Source organism: Thermosyntropha tengcongensis, assembly GCF_055381335.1.
The window spans coordinates 1391715-1405133 of the sequence record NZ_AP042437.1 but is presented as its reverse complement, the minus strand read 5'-3'; the positions used below and the strand labels follow the sequence as shown (position 1 = coordinate 1405133).

At 45.4% G+C, this 13419-nt stretch carries 14 protein-coding genes; 13 read left to right on the top strand and 1 reads right to left on the bottom strand.

Annotation, left to right across the window (positions count from 1 at the left end; genetic code table 11):
• The first annotated feature begins 19 nt into the window (after positions 1 to 19).
• From ACZ42E_RS06640 to ACZ42E_RS06585, 12 genes are all read left to right on the top strand, one after another.
• Positions 20 to 187, top strand: coding sequence for a hypothetical protein (locus ACZ42E_RS06640; protein ID WP_464891568.1), 168 nt, complete (start codon positions 20 to 22; stop codon positions 185 to 187).
• Positions 171 to 1091, top strand: a complete 921-nt coding sequence (nadA, locus tag ACZ42E_RS06635; protein WP_464891567.1) for a quinolinate synthase NadA — start codon at positions 171 to 173, stop codon at positions 1089 to 1091. The genes ACZ42E_RS06640 and nadA overlap by 17 nt, the downstream gene beginning before the upstream one ends.
• A gap of 23 nt (positions 1092 to 1114) precedes the next feature.
• Positions 1115 to 1549: an RrF2 family transcriptional regulator gene (locus tag ACZ42E_RS06630; RefSeq protein WP_464891566.1), complete on the top strand. Its 435-nt coding sequence runs from the start codon at positions 1115 to 1117 to the stop codon at positions 1547 to 1549.
• Positions 1546 to 2721 (top strand): cysteine desulfurase NifS, encoded by a 1176-nt coding sequence (gene nifS, locus ACZ42E_RS06625; protein WP_464891565.1) that lies wholly within the window; start codon positions 1546 to 1548, stop codon positions 2719 to 2721. Before ACZ42E_RS06630 ends, nifS begins: the two co-directional genes overlap by 4 nt.
• 1 nt (position 2722) lies before the next feature.
• Positions 2723 to 3151 (top strand): Fe-S cluster assembly scaffold protein NifU, encoded by a 429-nt coding sequence (gene nifU / locus ACZ42E_RS06620; RefSeq protein WP_464891564.1) that lies wholly within the window; start codon positions 2723 to 2725, stop codon positions 3149 to 3151.
• Positions 3093 to 4007: a cysteine synthase A gene (gene cysK, locus ACZ42E_RS06615; protein ID WP_464891563.1), complete on the top strand. Its 915-nt coding sequence runs from the start codon at positions 3093 to 3095 to the stop codon at positions 4005 to 4007. Before nifU ends, cysK begins: the two co-directional genes overlap by 59 nt.
• A 13-nt stretch (positions 4008 to 4020) precedes the next feature.
• Positions 4021 to 6411, top strand: coding sequence for a heavy metal translocating P-type ATPase (locus tag ACZ42E_RS06610; RefSeq protein WP_464891562.1), 2391 nt, complete (start codon positions 4021 to 4023; stop codon positions 6409 to 6411).
• 19 nt (positions 6412 to 6430) lie between these two features.
• Positions 6431 to 6898, top strand: a complete 468-nt coding sequence (locus ACZ42E_RS06605) for an MOSC domain-containing protein (RefSeq protein WP_464891561.1) — start codon at positions 6431 to 6433, stop codon at positions 6896 to 6898.
• A 26-nt stretch (positions 6899 to 6924) separates the two neighbouring features.
• Positions 6925 to 7497, top strand: a complete 573-nt coding sequence (locus tag ACZ42E_RS06600; protein WP_464891560.1) for a class I SAM-dependent methyltransferase — start codon at positions 6925 to 6927, stop codon at positions 7495 to 7497.
• A 28-nt stretch (positions 7498 to 7525) separates the two neighbouring features.
• A complete protein-coding gene (locus tag ACZ42E_RS06595) occupies positions 7526 to 8326 on the top strand; it encodes an inositol monophosphatase family protein (RefSeq protein ID WP_464891559.1) in 801 nt (266 codons plus the stop codon).
• 17 nt (positions 8327 to 8343) lie between these two features.
• Positions 8344 to 8586: a CBU_0592 family membrane protein gene (locus ACZ42E_RS06590; RefSeq protein WP_464891558.1), complete on the top strand. Its 243-nt coding sequence runs from the start codon at positions 8344 to 8346 to the stop codon at positions 8584 to 8586.
• Positions 8587 to 8664: 78 nt separating this feature from the next.
• Positions 8665 to 10107: an MATE family efflux transporter gene (locus ACZ42E_RS06585; RefSeq protein ID WP_464891557.1), complete on the top strand. Its 1443-nt coding sequence runs from the start codon at positions 8665 to 8667 to the stop codon at positions 10105 to 10107.
• 45 nt (positions 10108 to 10152) lie between these two features.
• Here ACZ42E_RS06585 and ACZ42E_RS06580 read toward each other — a convergent pair whose 3' ends face one another.
• Entirely contained in the window at positions 10153 to 10692 is a 540-nt protein-coding gene (locus tag ACZ42E_RS06580) for a TDE2712 family protein (protein ID WP_464891556.1), read from the bottom strand.
• Positions 10693 to 11080: 388 nt separating this feature from the next.
• Between ACZ42E_RS06580 and ACZ42E_RS06575 the strand changes: the two genes are divergently transcribed.
• Positions 11081 to 13414, top strand: coding sequence for a phosphoadenosine phosphosulfate reductase domain-containing protein (locus ACZ42E_RS06575; protein ID WP_464891555.1), 2334 nt, complete (start codon positions 11081 to 11083; stop codon positions 13412 to 13414).
• Positions 13415 to 13419 lie beyond the last annotated feature (5 nt).

The window sequence follows — 13419 nt, the reverse complement described above, 5'->3', positions numbered from 1 at the left end:
AAATATGGGCGTTTTTTTAATGGATGAATGGTATTTTGTAAAGAAAAATAAAATTGAACTTTTTTATAGGATTTTAATCGAATTTTTATTTCTCATAAAATCCTATCAAAATACTAGGATTTATGTTATAGTAGTATTTAGAGGTTGGACTAACAAATGGGGAGGAAAAAATGAACAGGAAAGATAGGAAAATAATGGAGAGGATTACAGAATTAAAAGAACAAAAATCGGTTTTTATAATTGCCCACTACTATCAAAGGAAAGAAGTGCAGGAAATTGCCGATTTTGTGGGCGATTCCTATGCTATGGCCTTGGCGGCGCGTGAAGCGGACAGGGATACCATTCTGGTGGCTGGAGTGGATTTTATGGCTGAGACTGCAGCTATATTATGCCCTGATAAAATTATCCTTTCACCGGAACCTCAAGCTACCTGCCCTATGGCAGATAGTGTAGATGTGGATGTTATTGAAAAATACCGGAAGGAAAATCCGGAGGTGCTTATTGTAAGCTATGTAAATACCCCCGCTGCCGTAAAAGCATTGAGCGATGTATGTGTAACTTCTTCCAATGCCGAAAAAATTATAGAGAGATTAGGGAAGGATAAAAAAATCATGTTTATCCCCGACCGCAATTTAGCTAGTTTTATTGAAAAGAAGACGGGCGGGGTTATGGAAAAATATCCTTCCTGCTGTCCGGTACATGCAAAGCTTGCTGCTGCTGATATTCAATTATTAAAGCAAAGGCACCCTGATGCTTTAGTTCTCGTACATCCAGAGTGTGAGATGGAAGTCTTAAAGTGGGCAGACTATGTCGGCAGTACCGGGGGAATTATAAAATATGCAAAAACTTCAGGTGCCAGAAAATTTATTATTGGAACCGAGGAGGGGATATTGCATCCTCTGCAAAAGGCAAGGCCGGATGCTGAATTTATTCTGGCCAGCGATGAGCTTATCTGTCCTAATATGAAGAGCATAACCCTGGATAAAATCCTTTATGCACTGGAAAATGGGGAAACAGTGGTAACTGTGCCGGATAAGATAAGCCGAAAGGCTTTGAAAGCGCTGGAAAGGATGATAGATTTAAGTATATAGGCTAAAAATCAGGAGGCTGTTTTATGAAACTGTCTACTCGCGGAAGATATGGACTTCGGGCTATGCTCGACATAGCACGATCCAGCAGGGAAGGAGAACCTGTTTCTATATCAGCTATTGCTGCCAGCCAGGGTTTGTCAGAAGGTTATCTGGAGCAGATTATGATGACTCTCAAAAAAGCAGGTTTGGTGTACAGCAGCAAGGGAGCCAAAGGGGGGTACACTTTAGGCAAAAAACCGGAGGAGATTACCGCGGGTGAAGTAATAAGGGCTCTGGAAGGGGATATAACACCGGTTGACTGTGTAAACCCGGGGCGATCCAGTGCCTGTGAGCGCTCGAATTTTTGTGTTACCCGCATAATCTGGGAAGAAGTAAGGGATGCTATTAACCAGGTTTTAGATAAATATTCGCTGGCTGACTTACTGGAAAATGAAGAAAAACTGCTGAAGGAGAGATGAAAGTGAGGCTGGTTTATCTTGATCATAATGCTACCACCCCGGCTGCTGATGAGGTGCTTGAGGCCATGCATCCCTATTTTGCTGGCCATTTTTATAACCCATCTTCCATTTACAGCCCGGCTCAGAGGGTAAGAGAAAAAGTGGAAGAAGCGAGGGGCAAGGTAGCCAGGCTCTTAAATGCGGAGCCTTCCGAAATAATATTTACCAGCGGCGGCACGGAAGCCAATAACCAGGCTATAATCGGTGGAGCCAGGGCCAATGTAAAGAAAGGAAAACATATTATCACCTCGGCAATTGAACACCATGCGGTGCTGGATACCTGTTTGCGTTTGGAAAAAGAAGGGTTTAGAGTGACGGTGCTGCCGGTTGACGAGTACGGGGTGGTAAGGCCGGAAAGCCTGGAAAAGGCAATCAGTCCGGAAACTGTCCTGGTAAGCATAATGTATGCCAATAATGAGGTAGGAACTGTCCAGGATATAAAGACTTTGGCCGGTATAGCCCATAAAAATGGCAGCCTTTTTCATACCGATGCTGTGCAGGCGGTAGGCAAGATAAAAGTGGATGTGAAAGAGCTGGGAGTAGATATGCTCTCTCTTTCCGCTCACAAATTTTACGGGCCTAAAGGTATCGGCTGCCTTTATGTAAAAAAGGGTGTAAAAGTAGAAAGCCTGTTAACCGGCGGAGGACAGGAAAACCAGATGCGGGCTGGAACCGAAAATACTCCAGGGATCATCGGGTTGGGCAGGGCAGCTGAACTGATAATGGAAAGACGGGAGGAGATGGAAAAAAGGATAAGGGAGCTGGAAGAACTTCTGCGCAAGGGCATAGCGGAAAAAATACCTGATGTCATCTTTACCGGCCATCCCCAGAACCGGGTTCCCGGCTGTGTAAGCCTGTGTTTCAAGTATGTAGAAGGAGAAGCTATGCTGCTTCTCCTTGACCAGCAGGGCATAATGGCGTCCAGCGGTTCTGCCTGTTCTTCCAAATCCCTCAAGGCTTCCCATGTACTGCTGGCTATGGGCATACCTGACGAAACAGCGCATGGTTCCCTGCGTTTAAGCTTGGGAAAAGATACCAGCAGGGAGGATATAGAATATGTCCTGGAAATTTTGCCCAGGGTGGTGGAAAAACTGAGGGCCATGTCACCATTATACCGGAGGGGAGATAGATAGTATGTATTCAAGGGAAGTTATGGATCATTTTTTAAATCCCCACAATGTAGGAAGCATTGACCAGGCGGACGGGATAGGTGAAGTCGGCAATGCTTCCTGTGGAGATATCATGCGGATAGAGATAAAGGTAGAAGATGATAAGATTACCGATATAAAATTCCAGACCTTTGGCTGTGCGGCAGCTATTGCTACCAGCAGCATGATAACCGAAATGGTAAAAGGGAAAACCTTAGCTGAAGCAGAAAAGATAACCAATAAAAAGGTAGCTGAAGCTTTGGGAGGGCTTCCCCCGGCTAAAATGCACTGTTCTAATCTGGCAGCTGATGCCCTTAAAAAAGCTATTGCTGATTACCGGGAAAGGAGAATGGAAAATGATAGCCTCAGACATAACCTCTTTGATAGGAAGGACTCCGATAGTAAGGCTGGATAGGCTGAACCCCTGCCGGGAAGTGGAAGTTCTGGCCAAGCTGGAATTTTTTAATCCGGGAGGCAGTGTAAAAGACCGTATTGCTTTAAGTATTATAAGGAAAGCGGAAGAGGAAGGAAAATTAAAGCCGGGAGGGACTATCGTGGAAGCCAGCAGCGGCAATACCGGCATAGGGCTGGCTATGGTGGCCGCTGTCAAAGGCTACCGGCTTATCCTGGTTATGCCGGAGAACATGAGCATAGAGAGGAGAAGACTGCTTGCCGCGTATGGCGCACAGGTAGTTTTAACCCCATCTGAAAAAGGCATGGCCGGAGCCGTAGAAAAGGCAGAAGAGCTGGTTAAGGAAGAACAAGGCTATTTTATGGCCTGCCAGTTTGACAATCCTGCCAATCCAGAAATGCATTATCTTACCACCGGGCCTGAAATATGGGAAGATACTGAAGGCAGGATTGACTATCTGGTAGCCGGGGTAGGGACGGGAGGAACCTTAACCGGAACCGGAAGGTTCCTTAAGGAAAAAAAACCTTCCATTAAGGTGATAGCGGTAGAGCCTCTCCTTTCTGCCGTTTTGTCGGGGGAAAAACCGGGAAAACACGGAATTCAGGGAATAGGAGCCGGTTTTATACCTTCGGTGCTGGACAGGGATATAATTGATGAAGTGGTAAAGGTTGCTGATGAAGATGCCTTTAGTACTTCCCGGCATCTGGCCAGGGAGGAAGGGATTTTGTGCGGCATTTCGGCCGGAGCGGCTGTGTATGCCGCATTAAAAATCGCAGAAAGAGCAGAGAAAGGCAAGCGGATAGTCGTCATCATACCGGATACGGGAGAAAGGTATTTGAGCACCCAGCTTTTTGAATAGAAGGTGATTTTTTATGTCCAGGGTATCGCTTAATATCGAAAATATGCACTGTGCTGGCTGTGCAGCCCGGATTGAAGACAAGCTTAAAGCTAAGCCAGGCGTGGAAAAGGTTTATGTTAACCTGGCCCTTAACCAGGCGGAAATTGACTATGATGAAAAAAAGCTTGCTCTAAAGGAAATAACTGATGAAATAGAGAGTTTGGGCTATAAAGTCGCTCTTTGCCGTCTTGAATTGCTGGTTGAAGGCATGGGATGCGCTGCCTGTGCCGCTAAAATTGAAGGGAAGCTAAAGGAACTGCCAGAAGTCAAAGATGCATCAGTAAACCTGGCCACCGGGCAGGCACTTATAGAATACTATGGGACGGGGAAAGACAAGTTTTTTATAGAGCTGATAGGGAAGCTGGGGTATAAGGCCTATACTTCCAGAAGAGAAGAAAAAGATTTATTTGCTGTGCAGCATGAAGAAAAGGAAAAGCTGAAGAAGAAGCTTACACTGGCTTTATTTTTGGCTGTACCTTTTGTGCTGATAATGATTTCTCATCTTCTCCCGGTTTCATTTCCTTCATTTTTGATGTCCCCCTGGCTGCAGCTTATACTGGCAACCGTGGTACAGTTTGTGCTGGGCTCTTATTTTTATCGGGGGGCTTACTATGCGCTCAAAACCCGGGGAGCCAATATGGATGTCCTGGTAGCCATTGGCACAAGCGCAGCTTATTTTTACAGCCTTTTTGCTCTGTTTTTTCTGCCTGATGCCCCTCTTTATTTTGAAGTCAGCGTAATGCTCATAACGCTTGTTCTGCTGGGCAAATATATGGAAGCATCTGCCAGGAGCAGGGCTTCAGATGTTATGAGAAAGCTGTTCGATTTAAAACCTAAAACGGCAGTAGTTATTACTCCGCAGGGGGAAAAAGAAGTAGCAGTTTCTGAAGTGCAAAAGGGGGACCTGGTTCTGGTAAAACCGGGGGAGAAAATCCCTGTGGATGGGGAAATAATAGAAGGCTATTCGTCAGTTGATGAATCCATGTTAACGGGAGAAAGCCTGCCGGTTGACAAAAAACCGGGTGATGCCGTGATAGGCGGCACTGTCAACAAGTTTGGGGTTATAAAGGTAAGAGCTTCCCGGCTGGGAGAAGAATCAATTTTGGAGGGCATTATAAAGCTGGTTGCTTATGCGCAATCTGACAAGCCTCCTATACAGAAGATAGCGGATAGAATAGCTGGTTATTTTGTGCCTGTCATTCTGGTTTTAGCTATGGCAACTTTTATAATGTGGTATTTTGTTTTCGACAAAGGGGATTATACCCAGGCTCTTCTTACTTCAGTCGCAGTTCTGGTCATTGCCTGCCCCTGTGCCATGGGGCTTGCTACCCCGGTATCGGTGATGGTTGGCACAGGAAGGGGAGCAGCTTCAGGCATAGTTATACGGGGAGGGGAACATCTGGAGAAAGCAGGAAAGGTAGATGTGGTGGTCCTGGATAAAACCGGCACTGTTACCGAAGGGAAGCCGGTTTTGACCGATATAGAAGTGCTGCCTGCCTGGTTTTCGAAAAAAGAACGTGTTTTGGCCTGGCTAAAATCGGCGGAGCTTTTAAGCAATCATCCGGTAGGCATAGCAATAGCTGAAGGTATTGGCGCTTTAGCTTCTGAAATGGAAGGGGACTGGCAGGAGTTTCAGATAATACCGGGAAAAGGAATAAGAGCCAGGCTGGATAACAATGATATCATAATCGGGAATTATAGCTTTATAAAAGAAAGCGGCATTTATAATCCCCAAATTGAGGACATATTATATAATTATGCCCGGGATGGCAAGAGTGGGGTAGTGATGGCTGTGAATGGCGAGATTGCCGTAACAGCAGCGGTAGCTGATCGCGTAAGGGAAGGCGCAGGTTTGGCAGTTCAGAAACTAAAAGATATGGGGATTGAGGTATGGATGTTGAGCGGCGATAGTATTGAAGCCTGTATCAGGATAGCCAGAGAAGCAGGCATAGAAAAGGTAAAAGGTGAGCTTATGCCGCATGAAAAAGCAGAGGAAATAAAGAAACTCAAGGGTGAAGGGAAAACGGTGGCCATGGTGGGAGACGGCATAAATGATGCTCCGGCTCTGGCAGTGGCTGATATCGGCATAGCCATGGGAGGAGGAACTGACATTGCCGCGGAGACAGCAGGGATAATACTGATGGGAAGCGATATAACCAAACTTCCTGCTGCTATTTTACTGAGCAGGGCTACCATAAAAAATATAAAGCAGAACCTGTTCTGGGCCTTTATATATAACGCAATGGCCATACCTCTTGCTATGGCAGGTTTTTTAAGCCCGCTAATTGCCGGTGCGGCTATGTCTTTAAGTTCGGTTTCCGTAGTACTAAATGCCTTGAGGCTTAATGGGGTTAAGCTTGATTAAAAAAGGGAGGGACAGAAATATGCAGGGCAAGGTGCTGGCGGTTAACATTTCCGAAAAAAAGGGAGAGAAAAAACATAATATAGGGAAAGCATACCTTAAAGAGGACTGGGGGATAGAGGGGGATGCTCACAGCGGCAAAGGTTTGAGGCAGGTCAGCCTGCTTTCCTGTTCCAGTATTGAAAAAATGAAACAGCAGGGGTTAAATCCTGCCTTTGGCGATTTTGCCGAAAACCTGACGGTAGAAGGAATCGATGTTTTTTCTCTTCCCCTGGGAACCAGGCTTAAAGTAGGGGAAGCAGAGATTGAGATAACTGCTGTCGGCAAAGAATGCCATAATCATGGCTGTGCCATAAAAAGACAGGTGGGAAAATGCGTAATGCCTTTGGAAGGGGTTTTTGCCCGGGTTTTAAAATCAGGCTGGGTACGAGCCGGAGATGTCATCGAAGTGAAACAGGGGGACGGTTCTCTGTTTCAGGATGGCAGGTAGTATAAAGGTGGGAAGGAGAAGAAAAGATGGGGCATAAATTCGATGAGAAAAACATGCATAAGCTGGATAATCCGTTAAGGAGAAAAATACTTCCCCCGGCCAAGATTTTGAATAATATAGGGCTCTCTTCCGGCATGGTGATGGCTGATATAGGTTGCGGTACTGGCTATTTTACCCTGCCGGCAGCCAGGATAGTGGGAAAAGAGGGCAAAATCCTGGCTCTGGACCTGTCAAAAGAGATGCTGGCTGCCTTAAAAGAGAAGCTGGATTTAGAAAATATTAACAATGTAGAGTTGATCCAGAATGAAGAAAACTGCTTTCCCCTGGAGGAAAATTTGGTTGACCTAGCATTACTGAGCTGTGTTTTGCATGAAGCTGAAAATAAAAAGGATTTTCTTGAAGAAGTGTTAAGAATTATAAAGCCAGGTGGAAAGATAGCGGTAGTAGAATGGGAAAAGATAATGACTATGTTTGGCCCTCCCTTAGCGGAAAGAATTGACAGAAAAGAGATGAAAAAACTCTTACAGGGGGCAGGTTTCAGGGATATATCGGAAAAAGGCATCAGCGGAGTGTTTTATCTTATGCAGGCAGCCAAATAACGGGACATTTGCAGAGGAGGCTTTCTGGGTGATAGATCTGGATAAAGCACTGGAAAAGGCAAAAGGATGGGCTTATGAGGCGGGAAAAGCCCAGCTGGAGTATATGGATAAAAAGCTTAACATAGGTACCAAATCGACGGCCATTGATTTGATAACTGAGGTGGATTATTTGTCAGAAAAGATTATCCTGGGCGGGATCAAGGAAGATTATCCAGAACATGGAGTTTTATCGGAAGAGGCCGGGACTGCCTCTTTATATTCCGATTATATGTGGGTGGTAGACCCTTTGGATGGAACGACCAATTATGCGCAGGGGCTTCCGGTTTTTGCTGTTTCTATTGCCCTTAAGTACAGGGAAGAAACAGTTTTGGGCGTAGTGTATGCCCCTTTTTTGAGGCAGATGTTTACAGCTGTAAAAGGCAAAGGAAGCTTTCTGAATGACAGGGAAATAAGGGTAAGCAGCAAAACCGAATTTAAAGATGCGTTCCTGGCTACCGGTTTTCCCTATGACCGGGCTATACATCCTGACAACAACCTCAAGTATTTTTGCCATCTTAAGCCGAAGGTCAGAGGGATAAGGCGTTTAGGTTCAGCAGCCTATGATCTGGCCTGTGTGGCAGCCGGGATATTTGATGGCTACTGGGAGCTGAACCTGAGCTGGTGGGATGTGGCAGCCGGCGCGCTTCTGGTAGAAGAGGCAGGAGGAAAGGTGGTATATCTTAAAGAAAAGCGCGGTGTTTCCCTGGTGGCAGGAAATGAAAAAATTTGTGCCAGGATTTTAGAAGAGCTTAAGGAGGCTGATTTAAAGGAAAAAGGGACAGGAATTTAAAAAAGGGGAGAGGATTTATGAACCAGGTAATTGCCTTTATTGCCTCAGTAATAGTTTTAGGTGCCTATGCCCTTTTGCAGACTGGAAAATTATCAAATGAAGGCCGGATATTTAATTTCATGAATTTTGTGGCCACCGGTACTTTAGCCTTAATAGCCTGGCTGGAGCATCAGTGGGGCTTTTTATTTTTGGAGGGAACCTGGGCGATAGTGAGCATGTATGCCCTGCTGAAGTTCTGGGGCAAAAAGATATGGGTATAAATTTTAACAGTTAAAGATTTTGTATATTGTCGTGCATATATATGTGAATAAAAGAGGAATAAAAGAGAGCAGCATAGAATGTTATATTATGCAGAAATAAATCTGAAACTGTCGAAGCACTATAAGGAGAAGGATGAGCAGCTTATGCACGATAATATACAGATGCTGGAAAAAGGAAGCATCAGCAGGGCCTTGATAAGCCTGTCTCTTCCCGGTACAGTAGCTATGCTGGTTAATGCCATGTACAACATAATTGATACCATATTTGTGGGAAGAGGGGTTGGAACTTTAGGAATTGCTGCCGTGGCTATCTATCTTCCCATTCAGCTTCTGGTATTTGCTCTGGCCCAGATGATAGGAGTAGGGGCAGCTTCTTATATGTCCCGCTGTCTGGGGGCGAAAAAATTAGAAAAGGTAAATCAGATCTGCGGCAATGCTTTTTTATACAGTGGGATTACCGGTTTATTTTTTATGACGGTTGGCCTTATCTTTACCGGGCCGGTTCTTAAAATTTTCGGTGCCAGCCCTACCGTTATGCCTCTGGCAGCAGACTATGCCCGGCTGATGTTTATAGGTACCCTTTATTATCCTTTCTGTACAGCCATGAACAGCCTTATAAGGGCAGAGGGAAACGCGTATGATGCCATGTTCTCCATGATAATCGGTTTTGTGGTAAATATTGTTCTGGATTATGTCTTTATTTTCCCTCTCCATATGGGAGTGAAAGGGGCTGCTCTGGCTACGGTTACTGCCAAATTATGTTCCCTTTTATACATAGTTTTTTATTTATTTAAAAGGAAAACGATAATAAAGATAAAACCTGCATATTTGCGTTTTGATGCGGAAATTTTCCGGGAAACAGTATTGATAGGGTTTTCTACCTTTGTAATAGGGGGAGCCCGTTCTTTATCCTGCATAGTGAGCAACCATGTTCTGGGCTTTTACGGCGGCGATCTGGCAGTTGCTATTTATGGGGTAATTTATAAGATAATAATGTTTCTGGGAATGCCGGTATCAGGCATAAGCCAGGGCATGAGGCCGCTTATAGGATACAACTATGGAGCCAGACAGTATAAAAGGGTTGTAAAGACCATAAAACTTGGACTGTTTTATTCGTTTTTGATCGCTGGAAGTGGGACTTTGCTGGCAGAACTGTTCCCTGCTTTTACTATGTCTCTGTTTTCCAAAGACCAGAAGCTTATCCAGGCAGGAATAGAGGCTATGCGCATATGCCTGATTTTTATCCCTTTAACCGGTGTGCAGGTGCTGGGAACTACTATATTCCAGTCTCTGGGGCGGGCCAAACCTTCTCTGGTTATGGCTTTATTAAGGCAGGGATTTATTTTTATCCCCCTGGTATTGCTTATGCCTTTAATTATGGAAAACAGCCTTTTGGGAGTATGGCTGGCTTTCCCTTTAAGCGACCTGATTTCGGTATTAATCATTGCTCCTGCTATAAACAGGGAGATCATGATTTTATACCACCTGGAAAATAAAAAGCTTATAAAAATGACGGGTTAGAGTATAAAATAACCCTGGCGAGCCAAGATGCCCACCAGGGTTTGTTTATTTATTCAGGAGTTCTATAAGCTTTTCCTTTATATATTCTTTTATTTCCCTGCCTTCGATGGCAGCTTTCCCTTCTTCCATATCATCAGGCTTTACCCGGAAAAAGTTGATGATAAGCTTGTTGTCTTTGATTATATATTCGTCAAAATGGAGAGGGGAGAAGATTACCTCGATAACGTCATATTTGCCGCATTTTTCGTTTTTATCAAGCTCAGATGCTATATCATCGAGATTGAGCTTTTTCAGGGGCTTAATCATCATATTGGTGTATTCAAGGTCTTCCGTCATCCACATGTTGTTGTTCCAGAAACGCCCTTCTTTCTTTGTTTTCTGGGAAAGGAGCTCCCGGTTGGTTATGGCGCTTAAGACCTTGCGCACCGATTCCGCATTGAATTCTTCGTCATAGCAGGCGGAAAGCCCGGGCATGCGGGCAATTTCATTAAGGTATGTTTCGTGCACCTTTTCCCTTTCTACGGTTGCTGTCCAGAAATAAAGCATGGCCTCGATTTCTTCCAGGTTTAGTTTGATGTTAGGCAAGATAAAACACTCCTTTGATTGATTTTTGCGGGCACTAGAGAAGATGTTACAAAATATTTCATAATTTATCGAAAGTTCTTTAAAGATTATAAGGCTTGCAAGGAAGTTTAGCAAATATATAATAATAAAAATTTGGCAGAAAAGAGTGGTTATATAGGACAAATTGCCCTTGAAATGATGGGCTGGTGAGGTATAAATTAAGGAGGAAAAATTTGTTTTAATGTCAAATATCTCATAAAAAATTGTAACGACAAAAAGTTACTGACAAACAGTTGTCATAGTTTACAGGTAAGATAAAGGGAGATAGTTTTAGAAAACGAACAAAACAAAAAATGGCATAAAACAGAGGATATGATTTTATTCGCGGAAAGAAAGGAGCTAGCTGTCGATGTACGAGATAAACTGGGATGAGGAGACTGGAGGCATACTGCTTGCTGACAGCCTGGAAAAGTTTATGAGCCTGGAAGTCAGGCCGGTTTTTTTTGAAGAGCTTGATTTGCTCGGTTTTAACCGGTACTGGGAATATCCGCGGGATGAAGAACCGCTGCTCTGGGCATGGGGAGGGAGAAAATACTACTACCGGGGGGAGCTGGTGGCGGAAGCTGAAGGAGGAGGAATGTTTACCCCCCCGCATGTAAAAATTTATAAGGAAGGGTTAAGGCTTAAAAAGGTAGATGTAGATAACATGCTGAAGAAGAATGAAGATCTCATGCAGGGCCTGGTTCAAAAATCGCTGCAGTTTATTTACAAGGCCTATCATCGCTACAGGAAAGAGGTGGATATAGCAGCAGTGGCCTTTTCAGGAGGAAAGGACTCCCTGGTCCTGCTCGACCTGGTGCAGAGGGTGCTGGAACCGGAGCAGTTTGTCGTCATTTTCAGCGATACCGGCATGGAAGTGAGCGACACCTATAAGGCGCTGGAAAAAGCCAGGGACAAATGGAACCACCTCCGCTTTTACACTGCCAGGTGCCATAAAGACGCTCTTACCACCTGGAAGGAGATAGGGCCTCCCAGCCGCATCCACCGCTGGTGCTGCACAGTACATAAATCAGCCCCTACCCTCCTTCTGTTGAGGGAGATTGCCCAAAAGCCTTCGGTGAAAGCCCTCATTTTTGACGGGGTGCGCAGCGCGGAAAGCGCCAGCCGCTCCACCTATATGCCGATTACCCGGGGCGGGAAGCATAAGATGCAGATAAATGCAAGACCTATTTTGAACTGGAATGCGGGGGAGGTGTATCTTTACCTTTTCAGCCACCGTCTGCTCTTCAACCGCTCTTACCGCTACGGGATTACCCGGGTAGGCTGTTCGGTGTGCCCCATGGTTTCAGAGTGGAAAGAAGCGATAAGCACCATGGTATACCTTGAAGATATTGGGAAGTTTATCGATGAGCTGCGGATATACGCAGCCAGAGCCGGGGTAAAAGAGGAAAATGTCGATAAGTATCTGGAAAAAGGCACCTGGAAAGGGAGGGCAGGCGGGCGCTTTCTGGAAAACGGCGGCCGAAGGGTTACAGAGAGGCAGGAAGGGGAAGAGACGCTTTACATCCTGGAAAATCCGGGGGAAGACTGGCTGGAATGGGCTAAAACCCTGGGGCATGTCGTTCTGCTGGGGGAAGGGAAGGGGATAGTGGAGAGAAATGAAGGAAGCTACCGTTTTACAGTAAAAAAGGAGGAGGGGCGAACCGAGGTAGCTGTTGCAGGCCTTTCCTCAGCTGACCGCTTTACCCTGCGCGATTTCCGGGCTGTGGCTCTAAAGAGCGCTTATTGCGTGCACTGCCGCAGCTGCCAGGTTGAATGTCCGACTGGGGCTTTAATTGTTGAAGATAGTGTTTCTATTTCAGACGAGTGCGTAAAATGTGGTGAATGTTTAAAATTAGGCGATAAATCATGTTTAGCTGCTTATTCTTTAAGACCAGACGGAGGTTTAATTATGAATGAAAAAATTTTGGAAGATTTAAAACTGCCCGATTATAAAACCTTTGGTATAGAAAAAAACTGGCTGCTGCCTTTTCTGGAATACATAGAGAGCAGGGGGGAAAAGCCTTCCGGTTTGGGGAACCGGCAGGTGGAAGCGATGCAGCAGTGGATGGAACATGCGGAGCTGATAGCGCGGGAAAACCAGAAAGGCTTTAGCCTGTCCGAACTGGGGAAAAAGGTGAAGCAGAGCGGTGCTGATGACAGCCTGGTGTGGGCGGTAATCTGGGTTAACCTGTGCCGCAATTCCCCGCTCGTAAACTGGTATGTGCGTTCTGTAGGCTGGGGGGAAGTAAGGGCGAAGGATGACCTCCTGGAACTGATGGGGCAGACTTTTGCCAAGAGCGAAAGGACCAGGAAGAATGCGCTGAATGCGCTTTTGAACCTGCTGGGAAGAAGCCCGCTGGGCCATGAGCTGGGGCTGGGAGAAATAAGGGAAGAAAGTAAAAAAAAGATGGTTTATAAAAAAGGCTGGCAGAATCCGCTGCCCGGGGCAGTCCTTTATTCCATGTACCGCTATGCGGAGAAAAAGGGTCGCTATGAGCTTACCGTACGGGAGTTTTATGAAAAAGGGGCGGAAGAAGGGCCTTATGTTGCCTTCGGCATAGGGAAGGAGGAATTGAAAGCTATCCTGCGCGGGCTTGCTTCTTATGGTGACGGCTTGATAAGCGTGGATTTGGTAAAAGATCTGGACAATATATTTTTAAATCCAGCCAGAAGGGCGGTGGAGATTTTAGATTTGTCATGAAATGC